This window comes from Acinetobacter sp. FDAARGOS_559, assembly GCF_003940475.1.
Classification (GTDB): Bacteria; Pseudomonadota; Gammaproteobacteria; order Pseudomonadales; family Moraxellaceae; genus Acinetobacter; species Acinetobacter baumannii.
Window position 1 is genome coordinate 2,540,146 of the sequence record NZ_RKJG01000005.1, and the last position, 23,206, is coordinate 2,563,351.

At 41.8% G+C, this 23,206-nt stretch carries 15 protein-coding genes; 13 read left to right on the forward strand and 2 right to left on the reverse strand.

Translation table 11 applies throughout. The features are described from left to right. Positions 1–3 precede the first annotated feature (3 nt). The 4 genes from EGS71_RS13700 to EGS71_RS13715 all read left to right on the forward strand — a co-directional run bounded on the left by EGS71_RS13700 (position 4) and on the right by EGS71_RS13715 (position 4,436). The gene (locus EGS71_RS13700; protein ID WP_001160766.1) at positions 4–1,131 is read left to right on the forward strand and encodes an acyl-CoA dehydrogenase family protein; all 1,128 of its coding nucleotides are present in this window, start codon (positions 4–6) and stop codon (positions 1,129–1,131) included. 21 nt (positions 1,132–1,152) lie between these two features. After that, on the forward strand, positions 1,153–1,926 hold the full coding sequence (locus tag EGS71_RS13705) for an enoyl-CoA hydratase (protein ID WP_001198683.1): 774 nt from the start codon (positions 1,153–1,155) through the stop codon (positions 1,924–1,926). A 12-nt stretch (positions 1,927–1,938) separates the two neighbouring features. After that, positions 1,939–2,964, forward strand: a complete 1,026-nt coding sequence (locus EGS71_RS13710) for an enoyl-CoA hydratase/isomerase family protein (protein WP_001091040.1) — start codon at positions 1,939–1,941, stop codon at positions 2,962–2,964. Positions 2,965–3,083: 119 nt separating this feature from the next. Further along, complete coding sequence (locus EGS71_RS13715) at positions 3,084–4,436, forward strand: MFS transporter (RefSeq protein ID WP_001193285.1); 1,353 nt, start codon at positions 3,084–3,086, stop codon at positions 4,434–4,436. 93 nt (positions 4,437–4,529) lie between these two features. On the opposite strand, the gene abaI is transcribed toward EGS71_RS13715, so the two are convergent. Continuing rightward, complete coding sequence (gene abaI, locus EGS71_RS13720; RefSeq protein ID WP_000387874.1) at positions 4,530–5,096, reverse strand: acyl-homoserine-lactone synthase AbaI; 567 nt, start codon at positions 5,094–5,096, stop codon at positions 4,530–4,532. A 63-nt stretch (positions 5,097–5,159) separates the two neighbouring features. Continuing rightward, the gene (locus EGS71_RS13725; protein ID WP_000253661.1) at positions 5,160–5,576 is read right to left on the reverse strand and encodes a DUF4902 domain-containing protein; all 417 of its coding nucleotides are present in this window, start codon (positions 5,574–5,576) and stop codon (positions 5,160–5,162) included. 758 nt (positions 5,577–6,334) lie between these two features. Here EGS71_RS13725 and abaR point away from each other — a divergent pair. From abaR to EGS71_RS13770, 9 genes are all read left to right on the forward strand, one after another. Next, positions 6,335–7,051 carry a LuxR family transcriptional regulator AbaR gene (abaR, locus tag EGS71_RS13730; protein ID WP_000446790.1) on the forward strand — a complete coding sequence of 239 codons (717 nt, stop codon included), beginning with the start codon at positions 6,335–6,337 and terminating at the stop codon, positions 7,049–7,051. A gap of 605 nt (positions 7,052–7,656) precedes the next feature. Then, the gene (locus EGS71_RS13735) at positions 7,657–9,546 is read left to right on the forward strand and encodes a fatty acyl-AMP ligase (protein ID WP_000290082.1); all 1,890 of its coding nucleotides are present in this window, start codon (positions 7,657–7,659) and stop codon (positions 9,544–9,546) included. Positions 9,547–9,596: 50 nt separating this feature from the next. Then, positions 9,597–11,372, forward strand: coding sequence for an acyl-CoA dehydrogenase (locus EGS71_RS13740; RefSeq protein WP_085944006.1), 1,776 nt, complete (start codon positions 9,597–9,599; stop codon positions 11,370–11,372). Beyond that, the gene (locus EGS71_RS13745; RefSeq protein WP_001030690.1) at positions 11,369–11,629 is read left to right on the forward strand and encodes an acyl carrier protein; all 261 of its coding nucleotides are present in this window, start codon (positions 11,369–11,371) and stop codon (positions 11,627–11,629) included. Before EGS71_RS13740 ends, EGS71_RS13745 begins: the two co-directional genes overlap by 4 nt. Then, positions 11,626–15,585, forward strand: a complete 3,960-nt coding sequence (locus EGS71_RS13750) for a non-ribosomal peptide synthetase (RefSeq protein ID WP_025464948.1) — start codon at positions 11,626–11,628, stop codon at positions 15,583–15,585. The genes EGS71_RS13745 and EGS71_RS13750 overlap by 4 nt, the downstream gene beginning before the upstream one ends. A 24-nt stretch (positions 15,586–15,609) precedes the next feature. Beyond that, positions 15,610–19,260 (forward strand): outer membrane lipoprotein-sorting protein, encoded by a 3,651-nt coding sequence (locus tag EGS71_RS13755; RefSeq protein ID WP_025464949.1) that lies wholly within the window; start codon positions 15,610–15,612, stop codon positions 19,258–19,260. After that, entirely contained in the window at positions 19,257–20,528 is a 1,272-nt protein-coding gene (locus EGS71_RS13760) for a DUF1302 family protein (RefSeq protein WP_002009472.1), read from the forward strand. Before EGS71_RS13755 ends, EGS71_RS13760 begins: the two co-directional genes overlap by 4 nt. A gap of 53 nt (positions 20,529–20,581) precedes the next feature. Next, positions 20,582–22,447, forward strand: a complete 1,866-nt coding sequence (locus tag EGS71_RS13765) for an alpha/beta fold hydrolase (RefSeq protein WP_002009535.1) — start codon at positions 20,582–20,584, stop codon at positions 22,445–22,447. Beyond that, positions 22,440–23,204, forward strand: coding sequence for a 4'-phosphopantetheinyl transferase family protein (locus EGS71_RS13770; protein WP_001286031.1), 765 nt, complete (start codon positions 22,440–22,442; stop codon positions 23,202–23,204). The genes EGS71_RS13765 and EGS71_RS13770 overlap by 8 nt, the downstream gene beginning before the upstream one ends. Positions 23,205–23,206: the final 2 nt, after the last annotated feature.

Consider the following 23,206-nt stretch of genomic DNA (forward strand, 5'->3'; position numbering starts at 1 on the left):
ATAATGCAATTTACCGAAGAACAATTACTCATTCGTGATATGGCGAAAAGTTTCGCCCAAGAACAAATCAAGCCTAATGCCAGTGATTGGGATCGAGATGGAACTTTTCCAAAAGAAACTCTGACTCAAATGGGACAACTCGGTTTTATGGGAATGCTTGTTTCAGAGGAATGGGGTGGTTCAGACACGGGTAACTTAGCCTATGTACTGGCACTCGAGGAAGTTGCAGCAGCGGATGGTGCAACCTCGACCATCATGAGTGTACATAACTCGGTTGGTTGTGTGCCTATTTTAAAATTTGGTACCGACGAGCAAAAAGAGCGTTTTTTAAAACCTTTGGCACAAGGTGAAATGATAGGAGCTTTTGCCTTAACCGAACCGCATACTGGCTCAGATGCAGCAGCCATCAAGACCCGTGCGGTAAAAGATGGCGACGATTACATTTTAAATGGTGCCAAGCAGTTTATTACCTCGGGTAATAATGCTGGCGTCATTATCGTGTTTGCTGTGACCGATCCGAGCGCAGGAAAAAAGGGGATTAGTGCATTTTTAGTCCCACGCGAGACACCGGGTTATGAAGTGATTCGCGTTGAAGAAAAACTGGGTCTGCATGCTTCAGATACGTGTCAGATTGCTCTGACAGATGTACGCATCCATAAAAGTCTCATGCTGGGTAAAGAAGGTGAAGGCCTGAAAATTGCTCTCGCCAATTTAGAAGGTGGACGTATTGGTATTGCTGCACAAGCAGTCGGTCTAGCACGTGCGGCGCTCGAAGAAGCAACTCGCTATGCCAAAGAGCGTATTACTTTTGGAAAACCAATTTTTGAGCATCAAACCATCGCGTTTCGCCTTGCTAGCATGGCAACAGAAATCGAAGCAGCGAGACAATTGGTTCACTACGCTGCACGCTTAAAAGAAGCAGGTCAACCGTGTTTGAATGAAGCTTCAATGGCCAAGCTATTTGCTTCAGAAATGACTGAGCGAGTATGCTCGAGCGCGCTACAAGTGTTTGGTGGCTATGGCTACCTGAGAGACTTTCCAATTGAACGTATCTATCGTGATGCCCGTATTTGCCAAATTTACGAAGGCACCAGTGATATTCAACGTTTAGTGATTGCACGTAGTCTATAAAATCAGAACAAGGAATAAATAATGCAGTGGCAAAGTATTTTATTAGAAAAGCGTAATGGGGTTGGACTGATTACATTAAATCGCCCTCAAGCACTCAATGCCTTAAATAGTGAATTAATTAGTGAAATTAATCAGGCATTAGATCAACTCGAAAAAGACCGCGAAATTGGCTGTATCGTATTGGCAGGCTCAGAAAAAGCTTTTGCCGCAGGGGCTGACATTAAAGAAATGGCTGATTTGGCATTTCCCGATATTTATTTAGATGACTTTTTTCATCTTGCAGACCGTATTGCACAGCGCCGTAAACCTTTAATTGCTGCGGTGAGTGGCTATGCATTGGGTGGTGGCTGTGAATTAGCACTCATGTGTGACTTTATTTATTGTGCTGATAACGCCAAGTTTGGTTTACCCGAAGTCACTTTAGGGGTAATTCCGGGTATTGGTGGGACACAGCGTTTAACCCATGCCATTGGTAAAGCTAAAGCAATGGAAATGTGCCTTACCGCTCGTCAAATGGGTGCAGTAGAGGCAGAACAAAGTGGTTTGGTTGCACGTGTGTTTAGTAAAGAAGAATTACTTGAACAAACCTTGCAAGCCGCTGAAAAAATCGCAGCACGGTCTTTAACTGCAAACATGATGCTCAAAGAAACCATTAACCGAGCTTTTGAGGTGAATCTCACCGAAGGTTTACGTTTTGAACGCCGCATGTTCCACTCCATTTTTGCAACTGCGGACCAAAAAGAAGGCATGCAGGCATTTGTTGAAAAACGGCAGGCAAATTTTAAAAATCAGTAAGAGATCAATAAAATGAATACAGAAAATCACTTAATGATTGAGCGACAAGGTAAGCTTGGTGTGATCACCTTAGATCGTGTGACTCATCTCAATGCATTGTCGCTAGATATGATTGAAGGAATTGGCGCCCAATTGGAGTTGTGGCGAAATGATGCTGCTGTTCAGGCGATCTTAATCAAATCAAATAGCCCAAAAGCCTTCTGTGCAGGTGGCGATATTCGCTATCTCTACGACAGTTATAAAAATGGCACAGCCGATTACAAAGGCTACTTTAGTGCCGAATATAAAATGCTCAATACACTGCGCGAATATGAAAAGCCAATCATCGTTGTGCTTGATGGCTATGTATTAGGTGGTGGTTTTGGCTTGGCTCAGGCGTGTCACATTGTGGTAAGCAGTGAAAAGTCCAGATTTGCCATGCCTGAAACAGCGATTGGTTTTTTCCCGGACGTTGGCGCAACTCATTTCCTGTCTCGCCTTGATGATATTGGCGTTTATATGGCAATTACGGGTGAGCAGATCAGCAGTAGTGATGCGCTCTATCTCGACTTAATTGACTACCATGTGCCAAGCGAGCAGTTACAAGCTTTACAAGACGCTCTCGTCGAAGCGCCAAGCTTAAGCAAAGAGGGAATTGAACACATCATTACCCGATTTATTACTCGTCCTGCCGAAAGTGAGCTCAAACAGTTGGCAGAAGGTATCCGTAAACACTTCGGATATCAGCATTTAGATGAGATCGAACAAAGCCTTGAAAATGAAAAGGATGAGAGCTTAAAGACTTGGGCGAGTAAAATGCTTAGTATTTTGCAGCAGCGTTCATTTATTGCCAAACAAACCAGCTTGAAACTGCAACATTTAGGCCGTGGACTTTCACTACAGCAGTGTATGCAGCTTGAGCGTGACTTACAGGATATCTGGTTTGAGCATGGTGACTTTATTGAGGGCGTTCGTGCGCTCATTGTTGATAAAGATAAACAACCACGGTGGCAAGAACGTAATCCTGAGCTGGAACAAATTTTAGAAAAACTAAGCTAAACCATTTTTCAAACATATAAAAAGCTTAAGGAGATCAAGCGAGACCTGAACATGCTTATGGTCAGGACAGATCATAAGCATAAAAAGACAAAACAAGAAAATCTAAAAAGGACATTACGATGCAAACAATACATGGAAACGGTTCACATCCTAAAAAGTCGTTACATCGATTAGCAGGCATCTCTAGCATGGTCGGCACCACGATTGAGTGGTATGACTTTTTTGTTTATGGTGCAGCAGCAGCCCTCATTTTTAACAAACTATTTTTCCCAAATCTGGACCCACTTACAGGTGTGCTTGCAGCATTTGCAACCTATGCTGTTGGGTTTATTGGGCGGCCTTTAGGTGGTTTAGTCTTTGGCCATTTCGGTGACAAGATTGGCCGTAAGTCAATGTTGTTGCTAACGCTGATGCTCATGGGGATTCCAACCGTACTGATTGGCCTCTTACCGACTTACGAGTCAATTGGATATTGGGCGGCAATTGGCTTGGTGATCTTGCGATTTATTCAAGGTATGGCCATGGGCGGTGAGTGGGGCGGTGCCGTGCTTATGGCAGTAGAACATGCACCCGAAGGTGGTAAAGGGTTTTGGGGAAGTTTGCCTCAAGCCAGTACCGGTGGGGGCTTAATGCTCGCCTCAATCGCACTAGGACTGGTGTCGTTATTACCTGAGCAAGCATTGTTTAGCTGGGGCTGGCGTTTACCATTTCTTGCCAGCATTATTTTACTGGCAGTGGGTTGGTATATTCGTGTAAAAGTGCCTGAGTCACCAGATTTTGAAAAAGTAAAACAACAGTCCGAAGAAGTCAAAGTTCCGGCTTTTCAGGTTTTTAAAAATCATCCAAAGCAACTCATCACTATTATTTTGGCGAGAGCTGCTGAAAATGCATGGTTCTATATTGCTTCAACTTTTACGCTAGCTTACACCACCACACAATTAGGTATTCCACGACAAGACATTTTGTTTGCTACCATTTGCGGTGCAGCCGTGATTTTATTTATGACGCCGTTATGCGGACATTTGTCCGATAAAGTCGGTCAACGCAATATGTTTATGTTTGGACTATGTGTATTGGCACTTTATTCTTATCCATTTTTTAGCATGCTCAATACCAAAGATCCGGTACTGGTCTGGACGGCAATTGTTTTGGCAATTGGTGTAGTGTTCCCGATTATGTATGCGCCACAAGCTCAGCTTTTTGCGCGTCAATTTCCTGCTGAAATTCGTTATAGCGGTATTTCGATTTCGGTACAGTTGGCAGGTGTTTTGGGTGGTGGTTTAGCCCCTATGATTGCCACTAAACTGCTCAGTATTGGGCAAGGCAATCCATATTTAATTATGTTTTATATCGGAAGTATGGCTGTAGTTGCGATTATATCGACATCATTTATGCCGCGCGATTGGAGCTATAAAAAGGATGAGACTTATTATAAGAAAGCAAACTTAAATCTAAAAACCAAGATTGATTGATATTGCACTCATCTTGCTCGGTCATATGTATAGATTGCTATGTAAAAAATAGGACTCATGCCCCGCGGATAGGCATGAGTCCTATATAAGAAATTAGATATCAATCAAGCATGCAAACATCGAATATCCATCAATCGTCATTGGTGGACCTGCACGATGGGCACGAAAACCCGCAGCACGTAATAAACGTTCTACTCCAAGAGGAGAAGTCGTAATGAGTTGTTTTGCGCCTTGTTCTCTTGCAAAATTAATTGCTTCTTGCAGAATTGCAATTGAGACAGGTGATGACACAGCCTGACTGGTAGAGGAAGGCGGATTTGAAAAATCTACGGCTGAAAACCTTGATAATTCCCAAATTTCTGGTGAGCAGGGAATAGGCATTCCATTGAGAAGTTGGGGAAATATTTCCCCGAGTAAATAGGGCTGTGTGGTGGGTAGTAGTCTGGCACAACCAATGATATTGGATTCTCTGTCTTGAGCCACGACATAAGCTGTATCGACTTTATCAAATTGATCTAGTTCTTCATTGTTTGGACAGTTCAACTCCCAACCCAAATATTCAACAAATACCCTGTAGCGGTAACTTTTAAATTTGGTATATAGGCCTTCTGAAAAATTGTTTTGAAATCCAGCAATAATATTCATTACAAGTGCTTCCACTTATTTTTCAAGTGACTTTACTGAACAGCTGGAAAGGTGGTAACTGTAAGAATTTACAGGTTTCTAAGAGAAGGTTTGACTTAATGAAGACTCGGTTAATGACGTATTGATTTGGGCATAAATAAACGGTTCCCAGAACAAAGTATCTATTTTTTTCTCGAGTAATGTTTCATTAATATCAAATCCGATATCCATACCAGATACGTCAACAATCATGATATTGCTTCGAGGTAACCCTACTCGTTTTACGGTAGTGATGCCATTATTCTCAATGAGTTCCCAATCCCATCCGGTACTTAAAGCTGGAGTTTGTGAAGTTGCCCATTCAGTAAAACCATAATAGAAAATTTGAGACGCTTCAGTATGTCTAGATTCAACGGTAGAGATGATATGTTGGAGAGGATAACTCATGAGTTGGTTTTCGTTCATTCGAATAAAACCATCTGTTGAGATAGAGAAATGAGGGGGTATGCTAACCATGCTACCTGCTTAAGTACCCTAAATTAAGATTTAATGAATAAATAACATAAATTTTTGCCAATAAAATACTGTTATATTTAACAGGTTAACTGTAATTTGTTAGCACATCTTTAAGCTCTTCTTATTAGAGAGATTTTTAGATAAAAATTATTTTTTTAAAGAGAATCCTTCGATGGAGCTTATTAGATAGTCAATATTGCTACTACTTAAATACTAATTATAAGTATGAGGATTTTTACTTTAATTGATTGGTTTTTAAAGTATTATAATTATTTTTAGTTTTTATATATAAAAACTAAGAAAATTGGAGATATCGAATAATTGATAGACAATATTATTTAATTAAATTAATAAAAGCATACTATAAAAATTAAGTAGTCGACCTCTTTATAAATTAAAAAAATATATATTTTGGAATAAAATGCATCGTGTAAATTTTAATTTTTAAAGCATAATCTGCGCATTAAATATAACAACCTTGAAAGCTTTCAGACATCTAGTTTATCTGAATAATTTGCAACCATTCCGGGCTTAAAAGTGTTGTTAATTGGATGATGAATTCAAAATCTTTTATTGAGAGCTCTAATAGAAGAGTAGGCGCCGAAAATATATTTAGCAACTTCAGAATCTTTTAGTTTTTTGAAGGACTTTATGGAAATTACGGTAAAAGATTAGACCTACACTTCAATTTGATTGCTTGGATTCTCAATATGCAACCGAATAAAAAATAGTCTGTGAATGGAGTCTAATGAGAGCAAATGGAAAGTTGGCAAGAGGATTTATTATCAGCATTTTTGGTGGTAAAAAATGAATACCAGTTGTTTGAGATCGTTAAATCTACCGCATCAAGGCTCGGATTTGACTATTGCGCTTATGGTATGCAATCACCCTTATCTATTGCTGAACCAAAAACAATTATGTTGAATAATTATCCAGAAGCATGGCAGAAACGTTATGTGGAACGGCAATATGTGAAGATAGATCCAACTGTGCAGCATTGTATGGTATCACTTCAACCTCTTGTTTGGTCGAGTCAATCTGCAAAGACACAGGCAGAAAAAGATTTTTGGGAGGAGGCGCGTTCTTATGGTTTAAATGTCGGTTGGGCTCAGTCAAGCCGTGATTTTATTGGGACCCGAGGAATGCTAACACTGGCAAGATCCAATGACCAGTTATCAGAAAAAGAGCAAAAAGCACAATATACGAATATGTACTGGTTGACTCAAACAGTGCATTCCAGCATTGCTAAAATAGTAAATGATGTAGAGTTTGCTAAATTCAATCTTTATTTAACGAACAGGGAAAAAGAGGCGCTACGTTGGACTGCCGAAGGCAAAACGTCAGCAGAAATAGCTCAGATTCTTGGAGTAACTGAAAGAACCGTAAATTTCCATCTCAGTAATTCCATGCAAAAGTTAAATGTAAATAATAAAATTTCAGCAGCTATTCGAGCTGTAATGCTAGGGCTTTTGTAGAGATTATAAATAACATAGGAATTTAATATTAAAATTAAAAGAAATAAATAATTTTAAGATTTATATGATTGATTTACATTGGTTAAATATTTTAAATTTAAGGAAATATAATAAATTAATTTTCAATATTAAAATAAAATATCCATTTATTTGCTTTTATATTATATTCATAAGTATCTATATAAATATAATAATCTAATTTTTAATTTATATTATTTTTTATAAAGTTTTTAAAACTATTTAATCTAGAGTTAAAAATAATAATAAAGAAACTGTTTAAGAGTAAAAACCTTCAAAATCTTGGCTTGTGCGTATCTAAATTAAGAATAGGTGAGACGTTAATTTTAAATAATGATAAGAAATTAAAAATATATAACTGAACAAAAAATGATTCATATAAGGGATTTAGCTTCTTAATTTTCGATAAGAGACCACTAACCTGTAAACACTTACAGGTGTAATAATTAACACTCATGCATAAAATATAATGTGAATTTATATTTTAAATAAAAAGTATATTTATTCTTTATTAAGAAACCTAGCAAGAAATGTCGTTTCTGAATTAGCAGATTTTAAAGGTTAATTATAATTAATCGGAGTAAGTTATGGCTGTAATGTATACGGATAATATCATTGCAACTTTGGAATCCCACGCAAAATTAAATGGAAATAAGATCGCTTTTGAGTATTTGGGACGCCAGTCTGGTGGTATTCAATCTCTGACATATGCAGATTTGAATGAGCGAGTTCAACATCAAGCCCAAATATTAATGAATATTGTAGACAGTGGTGACCGTGCCGTATTGCTGTTCGAACCTGGGTTGGACTTTATCGTATCGTTCTTTGCCTGTCTGAAAGCTAAAATTATTGCAGTACCAGTCAGCTTACCGTTTAACCGTAATGGTTTTTCTAATATTTTGAATATTATGAATGACTGTGAGCCTAAGATTGTACTCACGACAAAAAAGATTCTTGAGCTCGCAGGTCTTATCACACTAAAAGCTCAAAATGAAAATTTGATATTACATGCTGTTGATGCCGAATTGCAGCGTGACTTGGTGGAAAAGGATTTTCCGCTTATTACTGAAAAAGATATCTGCTTCCTTCAATATACCTCAGGCTCAACAGGCTGGCCTAAAGGCGTAATTGTTACTCATAAAAATATTATGGCCAATGAGGTCATGATTGCTGAAGCTTTTGGTACACAACCAGAAGATGTTGGCCTGACGTGGCTGCCTGTTTACCACGATATGGGGTTGATTGGCTCGGTTTTGCAAACCGTATATGTGGGACTGACTTGTTATGTCATGTCGCCGCTGGACTTCATTCGAAAACCTCTTAAATGGCTACAATTTATTAGTGAAAAAGGCGTCACGATTAGTGGTGGACCAAACTTTGCCTATGAATTGTGTCTACATCGCATCACTGATGAGCAGGCTGCAGCGCTTGATCTAAGCCGTGTGCGTGTGCTGTTTAATGGTGCCGAGCCGATCAAGGCCCATGTTATGCAACGCTTCATGGAAAAGTTCAATACACAATCAAGGCTCCGACTTGATACTTTCTTGCCATGTTATGGCTTGGCAGAAGTGACGCTCTTAGTCAGTGGCGTAACTGGCCCTCTCAATGCAATTTCACTTGATCGTGACAAGTTAAATGCCCATTTGGTACAGACCAGCCAAGATCAGACAGCCGTGCAAGTAGTGAGTTGTGGCAAGATCTCTAAACATATTGATTGTCGTATCGTTAATCCTCATACCCGTAAAGAGGTGGCGGCTCATGAAGTCGGTGAAATCTGGTTAGCAGGTGAGAGTGTCACTGCAGGTTACTGGCAAAAGCCGGAAGTTAATCAGGAAACTTTTGAAGCAACGATCCTTGATGAGGCGGGACAACCTAGCCAAGTACACTACTTAAGAACGGGTGATATGGGCTTTATCAAAAACGGAGACCTTTATATAACCGGCCGCCTTAAGGATGTGATTATCATTCGTGGCAAAAACTATTATCCGCAAGATATCGAATGCTCTGTTGAAATGGCACATCCTGCTGTTCGTAAAGGTTGTGTTGCGGCAGTGAACTTTGCTGATTCTGAAGGGGTTACGGTTGTACTTGAGATTAAGAAAAAGTCCTTAGATAAGACACTTAATTTTGAAACCATCAGAACTCAAGTTAAAGAACAAGTGGCGGCTGATATTGGCTTGCCTGTAGACGGTGTCTATTTACTGCACCAAGGCCGAATAAATAAGACCACTAGCGGCAAAATTAGAAGAAGAAAAATTAAAGAGCAGATCGAACGCGGTCAACTGGTCTGTTTAACCCATCCAAACCGTAGAACGGTGATTGCTCGAAACTATGTCAAGAACGGCTTAGACGTCATCCGTGATCGTGAGCAGCGGGGGCAGCTGATTCGTTATAGCTCCAATCTACTCAACTCAATGATCAAGGAACGTGAAGTACGCACGCTGATTTTTAATCGTCTGAAAAGTGCTTTGTTTTAACCCTTATCTTTTAAATCCTTGAGTGAAAATCCATGTCACTTACGTCCAATTTGCGGCAGTTTCAATCTGCCGCTCGTCTGGAGCAAATTTTAGGCTCCGTACATGATACCAATAATGATTTTTCTTGGTCCGCAGCTATCGAGCGTGATGAGAAAGAGCAATATCCACAGCGAGCTGTTGATTTTCTGAATGCGGTGGGTATGAACCGTTTCTATGTGCCTTCAGAGCTTGGAGGCCGTATGGAAATTGGTGAAGAGTTGTTATATCTGCATCGCGTGTTGGCACGACGCGATCTGACCATCAATTCGACCTATAGCACGAATGCTTGGTCTGTGATCGTATGGATCGGTGGTAATGCGAATCAATGCCAAAACATCGCTAACCGAATTTTAAGTGGTGCTGCTCCAGCATTAGCTTATAGCGAGAAAGCGCATGGTGCTGACCTGTTATCTAGTGAAGTGACTGCGCAACCTTCCGACAGTAAGTACGTCTTAAATGGCGAGAAATGGTCGATCAATCGCGCCACTCTAGGTGACTCTTTAAGTCTAATCGCTAAAACGTCAAATGATCGTGGACCCCGTAGCCTGAGTGCATTCTGGCTCGATAAGCGTCATATGGCTTCTAAAGGTACGTATAGCCTGAACCGCCTGCCAACAGTGGGCATGCGTGGTTTAGATATCAGCGGTATTGGTTTTAATAACGCTGAAATTCATAAAGATGCCCTAATCGGTGAAGAAGGCCAAGGATTAGAGCTTGGGCTTAAGACGCTACAGGTAACACGTGCATATTGCAGTAGTTTCTCTCTAGGTGCCGGCGATACGATGCTACGCATCGCAACCGAGTTCGCGATTGAACGCGAGTTATATAACAAAAAAGTAATAAGCATACCGTTGGTACGTGAGCAACTCGCTACAGCTTATGCCTACCTTTTAGCGGCTGAGGTGTTATCACTTGTTGGTGCGCGAGGGTTACACGTTTGTATCAATCAGTTCAGTACATGGTCACCAATCGTCAAGGTACTGGTACCTGAATATGTAGAGTCGCTTGCCAAAATCACATCCTCAGTGCTTGGGTCACGTTTTTTCTTAAGAAATGCATATGCAGATGGAATGTTCCAGAAAGCATTCAGGGACCATCTGATTGTCAGTGTGTTTGACGGTAGTAGCACCGTCTGTCTAGACAGTCTGAGTTTTCAGCTCAAATCTGCCAATAAAGGGCGCAGTAAAAAAGCCGACCATCTCAATCAAGCTGAAGCGAAAGCACGCTATCGCCAGTTATATGACTTACAGGTAGAGACAGGTGCTATTGATTTCCGTGAGCTTGAGATTTTCAACCGAGATGGTGACTTGGTGATGGAGTCACTCGAAACAATCATCGAAATGCTCAACGACTCTAATGTCACAGTTGGGTTGTCTGCTGAGACGCTAGCTACGCTACATGAGCGAGCAAACCAGCTTCTTGTTGAACAGCGTTCATTGGATCAAAAAATTCAGGACTACTTTTCAAATTCTGAGCAAAGCAAGGAGTTTGAAACGATGCGCTTCAGTCTTGCCCGTAACTATGCCGAGTTATTCGCTCGTATTGCTGTGTTGGGTTTCTGGGTTTTTAACCGCCATGGTTTAAGGCCTGCTTTACAGAATGGTGCATGGCTGATCATTTTCTTAAATGCTGCTGAAGGGCAGACAGCTCCTCCTATGACGTCACTACGTGAAAGCACATTGGCAGATCTGCTGGACCGAATTTCAACCAATCACATGTTATCTGTCATCGATTTTGCACTGGCACCGCGTGATGCCAAACCGGTTAAAAAGGAGATTACCCCATGAATAAAGATAAAGCTTACTGGAGCGCAATCATTCGTACGCTAGTCGCTAAAGAGATGCGCGTAGAGCCTGAGACGATTGATCCAGATCAAAAATTTACCAGTTATGGTCTTGATTCGATTGTTGCTTTGTCTGTGTCTGGGGATTTAGAAGATCTGACGAAATTAGAACTTGAGCCAACACTATTATGGGATTACCCAACAATCAATGCGTTGGCTGAATATCTTGTTTCTGAGTTGCAGCAGGGAGTTGCTTCATGAACAACCTTGCACGACTAGAACCGGAAGTTCTGTCGCGTCATGCGATTTCTGCAGAGCAGCTTGGCATTTGGTATATCCAGCGTTTTGAGCCAACTTGCAGTGCCTACAATATGGTGGTGGCCTTTGATGTGAAGGTCAACCAACCATTAGGTAACAAGCCAATAGAAATACTAGAAGCGGTAATGCATGATTATCCGCTACTGCGCGTAAGCATGCCAGCCAATGATCAGGGAATTGAGCAACTGATCTGGGATCGCGTGTATCCGAATATCATCTTTTCTGATGCTCGTCATATTGAAGCTTCTGATTTGACGCAATTGGTTGAGCAAGACACCAAGCAGCCGTTTGACCTGACTCAGCCACCGTTATGGCGTATTCATTGTTATGAATGCGGTCAAAATCATTATGTGATCGCATTTGTGATTCATCATGCGCTCATGGATTTTTGGTCAATTGGTCTATTGCTGCGAGACGTTAGCAAACGTTTTGGACTCGTTGCAGAGTCGGATGCAGTGAACGGAATCGAGTTTGCACAATATGCCGATAAGCAGCAGAGCAGCGTGATTGATGATACTGATGAGAGCTTAATTTTCTGGAAAAATGCACTGATGCATGCACCACATGTGCATAGCATTCCGCTTGATTATCCTCGTCCAGCCGTACAGCATCATAAAGGTAGTTCACTGGTTTTCCGTGTGCCTGAGTCAGTGTCATCTGGTCTTGTAAACTTAGCAAAAAATTATGAGATCACATTGTTCGGGCTTGTGCTATCTGGCTTTTATATTTTGCTGCACAAACTCTCTAATGAAAATAATCTAGTGATTGCTACACCCGTAGCAGGTCGACTTGAACGTTCTTTACGTAATGCATTGGGGCAGTTTGTCAACACGATTGCTATTCACATGGACATCGATGCTGATCAGACTTTACGTCAATTTACGCAACAGGTTCAGGAACAATTAAGACAGAGCCTTAAGCATCAAAAAGTTGCCTTTTCTAGAGTAGTTGAAGCTGTCTCACCAAAACGTGATGGCAGTATTAATCCATTGGCTCAGATAGGAATGTTCTGGGAACGTCTAGGTGGTATGGATGAGTTTAAAGAACTACTCCTACCAATCCAGACTCCGGCCACTTTAGTTGGACAAGATTTGACATTAGGAAGTTTTCCGGTTCGCCAGCAAGAAGGACAGTTGGATATTACGCTGGAAATGGGCGGTGAATATCAAGGTGAACTCGTTGGCGTATTGAAATACAACACGGATCTATTTTCTGCGCAGTCTGCCGAGAATATGGTGCAACTGTTGCAAGCTGTACTCGCAGAGATGGTGGCCCATCCTGAACGCAAGATTGTTGAGCTAGATATCGCTCCTGATTATAAAGATGGTATCCAGTTCGAGGCCCTCCGTGGAAAGGTGACTGATTATGCTCAGCATGATCTACTTGGAATGATTCTAAAGCAGATTGAAGAGCGTGGTGAAAATCATGCTTTAACCTCAAACGATCATACGATTAGCTATCGTGACTTAGGTCAATATATTGCTGGTATTGCTGAATATTTGCGTGCACACGGCATTACACGCGGTGATCGTGTAGGTCTGATGTTAGATCGCACGGCGTTATTGCCAGCAGCAATCCTTGGGATCTGGGCGGCAGGTGCAGCTTATGTGCCACTGGATCCTAATTTCCCAACTGAACGTCTACAGAACATCATTGAGGATGCTGAACCTAAAATCATCTTAACTCAAACCGAGTTAAGGGATGCTCTTAACGTTTCTGTGCCTCGCTTAGATATCAATCAAGCTGGTGTTGTGGCACTTGAACAGGTGCGCGAGACGCTTGCCTTTGGCGACATTGCTTATGTGATGTACACATCAGGCTCGACAGGTAAGCCTAAAGGTGTCCGTATTGGGCATCCTTCAATTATCAATTTCTTGCTATCTATGAATGATAGATTGCAAGTAACGACTGAAACTCAGTTGTTAGCAATCACCACGTATGCATTTGATATTTCAATTCTTGAATTACTCATTCCGCTGATGTACGGCGGTGTGGTGCATGTTTGCCCACGTGAGGTATCACAAGATGGCAATCAATTGGTGGATTATCTAAATGCTAAGTCTATCAATATTCTGCAGGCAACACCGGCTTCTTGGAAAATGCTCTTAGACAGCGAGTGGAGCGGCAATGCGGGATTGACAGCACTCTGTGGAGGCGAAGCGTTAGATACTATTCTGGCAGAAAAACTGCTAGGTAAAGTTAGCTGTCTCTGGAATGTCTATGGACCGACCGAAACTACAGTGTGGTCTAGTGCAGCTCGTATCACCGATGCAAAGTATATTGATTTAGGCGAACCATTGGCGAATACCCAGCTTTATGTCCTTGATGAAAAGCAGCGTTTAGTTCCACCAGGCGTTATGGGTGAGCTTTGGATTGGCGGTGATGGTCTGGCAGTTGATTACTGGCATCGCCCTGAACTGACAGATGCCCAATTTAGAACATTGCCATCTCTACCAAATGCCGGTCGACTCTACCGTACAGGGGATAAAGTCTGCCTGCGTACAGATGGACGTTTGACTCATCATGGACGTTTGGACTTTCAGGTCAAGATCCGCGGATTCCGTATCGAACTAGGTGAAATTGAGAATGTTCTCAAACAAATCGACGGTATTACAGATGCAGTAGTGCTGGTTAAGACCACAGCTGACAACGACCAGAAACTGGTGGCATATGTAACTGGACAAGAGCTTGATATTGCCGGTTTAAAAAAGACCCTGCAAATCCATCTTCCAGCTTATATGGTGCCAAGTGCGTTTATCCGATTGGATGAGTTTCCAATGACGGCCAACAATAAGTTGGATCGTAAGGCATTTCCTGAGCCGATTTTTGAGCAGAGCAATGATTATGTTGCACCGCGTGATCCGATCGAAATCGAGCTGTGTACTACCTTTGAACAGATCTTGTCGGTCAAGCGAGTTGGTATACATGATGATTTCTTCGAACTAGGTGGGCATTCACTATTAGCTGTGAAGCTTGTTAACCATCTTAAAAAGGCTTTCGGTACCGAACTGTCAGTTGCCTTGTTGGCACAGTACTCCACTGTGGAGCGTCTGGGTGAGATCATTCGCGAAAATAAAGAAATTAAGCCATCGATCGTAATTGAACTACGCCGTGGAACCTATGAACAACCGCTGTGGCTGTTCCATCCAATTGGTGGCAGTACCTTCTGTTATATGGAGCTTTCGCGTCATCTCAATCCGAACCGTACCTTACGTGCTATTCAGTCTCCTGGACTGATTGAAGCCGATGCTGCGGAAGTGGCGATTGAAGAAATGGCGATGCTCTATATTGCTGAAATGCAAAAGATGCAGCCTCAAGGCCCTTATTTCCTCGGTGGCTGGTGTTTCGGTGGGGCGATCGCATATGAGATCAGTCGTCAGTTGCGTCAAATGGGGCAACAGGTCACAGGTATTGTCATGATCGATACCCGCGCTCCAATTCCAGAAAATGTGCCTGAAGATGCCGACGATGCCATGCTTTTGTCTTGGTTCGCCCGTGATTTGGCTGCACCTTATGGCAAAAAGTTAACGATCCCAGCGCAATATTTGCGTGAATTGAGTCCAGATCAAATGTTTGATCATGTACTTAAAGAAGCTAAAGCCATTAATGTTCTGCCTCTCGATGCTGATCCATCAGATTTCCGACTTTACTTTGATACCTATTTGGCGAATGGCATCGCACTCCAAACCTATTTCCCAGACCCTGAAGATTTTCCAATTCTTTTGGTTAAGGCCAAAGATGAGCAGGAAGACTTTGGAGAAAGTCTAGGTTGGGATCAACTGGTCAAAGAAACGTTTACACAAGTGGATTTGCCTGGTGACCATTCATCAATTATGTACGCTGAGAATGTCGTGGCTGTAGCCCAGACCATTGATCAGATGTACCCAATTCCTACATAAGAAATATAAGAAGGTAGAACAACTATGGTGACCATAGAACATGCTTTCCTCATACCGGCCAAGATTGACAAGGTTTTCACTTACCTTGCAAACCCGGCCAATGATGCAGGTTGGCAATTGTCGTGTAAGCATTCTGAATTGCTAGATAGTACTCCGCGTGTGGGTAGTAAGTACGAAATCGGTTTTAGCTTTATTGGTCGTGAAATGTCCTTTAAAGGTGAAATTACACATCTGGTACCGAACGAATTGTATGCGTTTAAAGTAGTGGAGGGGCCCTTTCACTACACAGGTACTTACCGTTTCAAACCACATCCGGAAGGTACGTGGATTGAATGGGTGTTTGAAGCTGAACCAGGTAGTTTTTTTGGTGTATTGCCGCCAGCACTGCTAAAAAAGATGGTGCTCGCCCAGTTCAAAAAAGATGTCGACAATCTTCAAGCATTGGCTCAGAAGGGTGAAGCCTATGAGTCAGTTGGCAATGAAAATAAACCAACTCTCGAAACCAATAGACCACCTCATAAGACTCAACAAATGATGGAGAGATACGCGCGTTGGATTCTTAGCCACCGCCGTATTGTCTTGACTGTGGTGATGCTCTTAACACTTGCTCTGGCATATCTGGCATCTGGTGTAAAAATTATTATTGACCCAGATGCACTTGCACCTAAAGGGCATCCTTACATCACCTCGACCAAGCTGATTGAAAAGAAATTCGGCTCCAAATATATGGTCGTGATTGGTATTACTCCGAAGCAGGGTGATATTTATCAGCCGCAAGTATTGGAGAAAGTCAAACGCATTACCGAAGAAGTTGACAATGCACCGGGCGTGGTCCGTTCCACCATGATGAGTTTGGCTGCACGTCAGGCGAAAGGTATCGAGGCGAATGCAGAAGGGTTCGATGCCAAGAAACTATTGCCGAGTAGTTCAGTCACTCAGGAGGATATCGATCACCTGAAAAAACTGCTGGCACTGAATCCAACCTATATGAATTCAGTGGTATCTAAAGATCAACAAACTGCTGCGATTTTGCTTGAGCTTGAGGAAAGTCCAGAGGGCTTCCAGAAAATGATGGGCCCGATTAATAAAATCGTAGAAAGCGAACAATCTAAAGATATGACCATCAGTGTCGGTGGCAATCCTGTGTATCTGGATAAAGCTGAAGACTACTCTAAGCGTATCAATATCTTGTTCCCGATTGCCGTATTGGTGATTGGTTTATTGCACTTTGAAGCATTCCGCAGCAAGCAAGGTTTGATTCTGCCACTCGTTACAGCTTTGTTGGCTGTGGCATGGGGTATGGGCATGATGGGCTTGTTCAAACAGCCAATGGATATCTTTAACTCGCCTACGCCAATTCTGATTCTGGCCATCGCGGCAGGGCATGCCGTGCAGTTGCTCAAGCGCTACTATGAAGATTTTGATCGCCTGATTGCTCAAGGGATGGAGCCTAAAGCTGCCAATAGCGAAGCTGTAGTGCAGTCTTTGGTTCGTGTTGGTCCGGTTATGGTGTTGGCTGGTGGTATTGCAGCGGCTGGATTCTTCTCTCTGTTGACCTTCAACATTCCAACGATTCGTTCATTTGGTATTTTTACAGGAGTCGGGATCATCAGCACGCTGGTGATTGAGATGACTTTTATTCCGGCACTCCGCTCAATGTTGCCACCACCTTCGGTTGTGAAGGTCAAACGCAAAGGCTTGCCAATTTGGGATTGGATTCCAAACCGTATTGGTAATGTCATTTTGTCAGTTCGTCCGCGAATGATGTTAATGACTGCGATTGCGGCAATGAGCATCTTCCTTGCTATTGGCACGAGCCGTATTGTGGTGGATAACGATAGCCGTAATTTCTTCTCTCGTGACTTACCAATGCAACAGGACGACAGATTTTTAAATCAGTCTCTTGGTGGCACAAACAGCCTTTACATTATGGTTGATACGAAGGTTCGTGATGGTATTGAAAACCCTGAAATCCTAAAAGCGATTGATAATACAGAAAAGTTCGCAAACTCAATTCCAGAGGTCGGTAAAACCATCTCTATCGTGGACTATATCAAACGAATGAATCAGGCAATGAATGCCGATCAACCACAGGCATTTCAGGTTCCTGCAACCAAAGACGTTGTTGCTCAGTATCTGCTGTTGTATTCAATGTCTGGTGAGCCGACGGATTTTGATTCATACATTGATACCACTCAGCGCTATGCCAAGATCACGATTCTTCTGAAAACTGGCAGTAATCATCGCATTAAAGAAATCCTTGAGTCGCTAAAAACGTATATGGCGGGTCAATTGGGCGATAAAGCTGTAGTAAGTTTTGGTGGTGATGTGACGCAAACCATTGCCTTAACTGAAACCATGGTTCACGGCAAGCTCATGAATATTCTACAAATTTCATTTGCCGTATTCTTTATTTCAGCACTGGTCTTCCGTTCGATTTCAGCTGGACTGATTGTTCTGACTCCACTTCTGTTCTCAATTCTTGCCATCTTTGGCGTGATGGGCTGGCTCGACATTCCGCTCAATATTCCGAACTCACTCATCTCGGCTATGGCTGTAGGTATTGGTGCGGATTATGCCATCTACTTCCTCTATCGCTTGCGTGAAATCTTGCGCGAAGAAGGCGGCGATATCAAAGATGCTATCCGTAAAACCTTAAGTACTGCTGGTAAGGCTTCTCTTTTTGTCGCGACTGCGGTTGCTGGTGGGTATGGCGTATTGTCCTTATCACAAGGCTTCCACGTCCATCAATGGCTCGCGATGTTTATTGTGATTGCGATGCTTTTCAGTGTATTTGCAACCTTAATTATGGTACCTACAATGATTCTAATATTAAAACCTCGTTTTATCTTTTCTTCAAATAAGAAGAGCGTTCCTGTTGCACAAACTGTGGTGACAAGCCTTTTGTTGGGTACAGCGCTCACAATGTCGATGCCTAAAACATCTCATGCAGATGAAGTTCAAGATATTGTTAATCGTAGTGATGATGCCTCTAAGTTCTTGTCTTCAACAGCTAGCGCCAAATTTATTTTGACCTCTAAAAATGGCGAGCAACGTGTACGTTTAACTAAAAATATGACCAAGCTTGCTGGAAATACTCAGAACAACATGCGTTTGACTGAGTTTATCTCGCCAGCAGATGTCCAAGGAACCACGACGCTGTTAATTGAAAATGCAAAAGGCAGCGATAGTATGTTTGTCTATTTGCCTGCATTGAAAAAAGTACGCCGTCTTGCATCAGCGAATAAGGGTGATGCTTTTATTGGTACGGACTTTAGTTATGGTGATGTCCTTGGCTATAAGCTCAGTGACTGGAAATACACGAAACTTGCAGATGGCAAATTTAATGGCAAAGATTGCTACATGATTGAAGCAACACCAATCAATAATACGGTGAAGAGTGACTTTGGTTATAGCAAACGTCGTATGTGCATACTCAAAGACAACTTTGTTACAGCAACCATCGACATTTGGGATACAGCAGGCAAACCATTAAAACATATTGAGTTCACGGATATCCGTCCTTACGGTAAAGTGAAACCAAGATGGCAAGCCATGAAATCTATGGCGAAAAATCTGCAAACTCAACATATGACACATGTAATCGTCAATGATTTTGCGGCAGAAAAAACCTTGTCCGATAAGCTTTTCTCACAGCAGAGTCTTGAGAAATGACGCAAGGTGCCTATTGGGTATTTGTCTGCTGCAGTAGCTTTATGCTACTGCAGCATACTTATGCAGATGACAGCGAAATGAGTTTTGTGAGCCAAAACTCAGCTAGATTCGATGTGTGGTCATCAGATCGTGATTTAAGTTCGTTAAAAAACATTGGGCAAGCAAGTTTCTGGTCCAATGGTACACTCAAATTTAACCCTGCATTTAAGCTGCATTACGACATAGTGGTTTCAGACGAAACGGACCACACTGTAAACCCAGATCAGGTGAGTAAGGTAAATCGTAACTTACGTGAGTTGTATGCCTCTTATAACTGGGATCAGACCGTCTATGTCGATGTTGGTCGTCAGATTGTCGTCTGGGGGAGAGCGGATGGAATTAACCCAACGGATAACCTATCGCCCCGTGACTATACGCGTCTAGTACCAGACGAGACAGATCAACGTCTAGGAAATGATGCACTCAAATTGACGTATATCCCTGAATCTGGAACCAATAAGTGGACTGCATTGTGGTATCCGCGTAGTCGTTCAGATGTAATTCCATTGCGTCAGATTGCTGGTGTTCAGTATGACATAGACCGTAAGAGCCGTCCTGCATTTGCAATGCGTTGGGATTATTCCGTAGATGGTCTAGATGTAGGGGCATCCTATTTTTCAGGATTGGATCACATGCCTGATCTATCACTACAGTCGTTATCTCCAACAGGGGCAACATTACAACTGAAAAATAACCCTATGTCTGTCTATGGGTTTGATTTCAGTTATAACCATAACGATCTCGTATGGCGCGGTGAAGCTGCATATACAAAGACTGACTCGAATGGTAGTGAAGATCTTACCCATAAGAAAAATAATTTAACTGTAGTTATGGGGCCGGAATGGTCATTAAAAAATTCTACGCTGAGTTTAGTAGGCGTGTACAAGCATACAGAAGACTTTAAATCTGCCGATAGCCTAACAAATCCATTAGTGAGAGAAGTCTACCGTTATCAGCAAACAATCAGTGACCAGTATCAACAGAATCAGTATGGGGCTATGCTGCGTTATGCACTTAACCTAATGAATGACAACCTAAAGTTAGAGTTTACAGGATTCTATTTTGCACCAGAGCCTAATGAATTGTTGAGAGTACGTATTAACTACAACCTCAATGATCACTGGCAGTTGAATGCAGGCGGAGATCGCTTCTGGGGCAGAAATGATACGGTACTAGGACAATTTAGAGATAACAGTCTGGTGTATGCCCAGGTTCGATATAACTTTTAAGATAACTCGCTTCAAAACAATGCTGGAGTGCCCAGCACCTAATAAGGTGATTTATGGATAATTTAAATAACGCAAAAAAAGATAATTTTTCACGGAAGACCATATTAGTAACAGGTGCAGCAGGTTTTATTGGCAGCAGATTGATCGTTGAACTTCTGCGTGAAGGTCATCAGGTGATTGCTGCGCTGCGTAATGCCGCAACCAAGAAAGATAAGCTATTAGGTTTCATTACAACCCAAGGGCTGGCTGATCCATCTATATCTTTTGTTGAATATGATTTAAGTCGCGATTTTAAGCTGGACTCTCTATTATCGGACGCCCAGACAAAAATTCATGTAATTTATCATCTCGCAGCATCATTTAATTGGGGCATTAGCAAAGCTGAAGCTGAGCGTACCAATATTAAGTCAGGGCTGGCGTTAATTGAATGGGCTGCAACATTGAAGCAGCTTGAGCGATTTATCTGGATTGGCGGGTATCGTGTGGCTGCGCCGCCGCAAGAATCGGCTGATGAGTTGTATTGCAAACATGGTGGTTATGAGGCTTCAAAAATTCTAGGACATCAAGCTTTCATTGAGGCCTGTAAGCGTTTAAATGTGCCATGGACTGCAATAAATCCGGCGACAGTCATTGATGGTTTTTATAATTATGGCGATATGCAATATATTGGTATTGCGGACATGATTGATAAGCTCTATCAGGGACGTTTACTGGCATTACCAGGTGGTCGTGACACATTCCTACCTCTATGCAATATGCAGTATATCGTGAGCTTTTTGATCCGAACGATGTCTTATCCTGAAACTATTGCTCAGGAATATATGCTGCTTGATCCTGCGACACCCAAATTTCATCGTCTAGTTCACCTAGCTGCTGAGCATTTGGGAGTTAGCTCACCACATTTACAAATACCTAAAGTTTTGCTCGAGAAATTACCAGAGGTATTACTTGACGGTTCTAAAGAGCAACTTTCTTTCATTTCTACCGAGCACTACCATGTTGCTGGGGCAGAGGCGATGGCGGCGAAGATGGGCATCGCAGACCTGATCAGTATCATGCCTTATTTTTCTCGCTGGATTGATCGCTTGGTGTTTACACGTTTTGGTCGTATGCAAGTACCAACACCTAATTCTTTTAGCTATCAGAACCGCTATTGGACAGAAATCTATACTAAACAGCCAGTTGGATCAGAAAAAGCTTCTGCATTATTTTTACACGGCATTCCATTTGATAGTGCATGTTGGTCTCCAATCATCAATAAAATTACTTATGATCAGGTCGCTATGATGGACTTACCGGGACTTGGGCGTTCAGGTAGTTATGAAATGATGGAAGATAATAACCATCAATTTATTGATACTGCGGCAGAGCTTTTGGCACCAAATAGTGTGGTGATTGCCCACTCATTAGGATGTCTTTTTGCATTAAATCTTGCAAAGAAATATCCAGATAAAGTTGCACGCCTTATCCTTATATCGCCTTATTTTGTTCAGGCACAGGCTGCAAAAATGTTTCAGATACAAGCGATATCTAAACTCATTTTCCGTTTTGTGCCGAAAAATGTGATTGCTAAAGATTTACATCCAGAGGGGCAACAAAATCTGTCAGTGAGATATGCGATGGATTCACTACGCCGCATGTCAGTGTCTAAGCATATTAGTGAGTACATGCACCACATTAATTTGCCGCAGCAGCGCGCAGCACAGACAGCTTTGCTTTCTGAGCTTCGATCTAAAATCGAGATTATTGTGGGAGAGAAAGATCCAATTGTTACTCCAATCAGTCCTGAGATTCCTGTACATATCATCGCTGGCGCAGGTCATAATCCACACGTTACCCATGTAGAAGCGGTTTATGATTACCTTACACCGGTTCTGACAAAGTACATCAGCACTACAGCACAGCTTAGTGATGTCTGATGTAGCGAACGTACAGGTTTATGTTTGCCCAATTTCACGGGTACCAAACAACCATCTCATATTGAGTCATTATCTCAGCTTTCTCAATGCGACAGAAAAGCTGAGATATGATCAATATCATTCTCATGCTGCACGACTTTTCTTAATTTCTCGTGTGTTAATGAAGTTTGTTCTATCAGATAAGTTGGGTATCTTGCCTCATGAGGTCATCATTCAATTACAACCTAACGGCAAACCTTTTGTACGAGGCAATAAGGCTATTTATTTTAATCTTAGTCACTCTGCGGACCTTATTGTCTTTGCTGTGACAGAAAAAGGAGAAATAGGAGTCGATGTCGAAAGAATGAACCATGAGTTCGAATGGAGGCGTGTCGATAGCGTGTTAGCGCCAAGTGAAATTGAATGGATTCAGCAAAATGAATGGACTAATCCAACTAGTGTATATCAACGTTTTTTTCAAATATGGACCTTAAAAGAATCCTATATTAAATGTACTGGTGAAGGAATGAGCCGTCATTTAAAGAAGCTCAACTTTCATGTATCTCCTGAACATATACAATTTTGCGATTTAACCAATAATGATGTTCAAAGAACCGAGCAGTATCATTTTAAAAGTTATATCTATAATTATAGTTTTATCTTCTCCCTATGTTTACAGCAGAGTCATTGCCTAGAAAGCTTTAATATAGATTGTTTTCAATTATTACCTTATATATCTACACATCGAATAACTCTAGAACCTTGCGAACATAACTAACT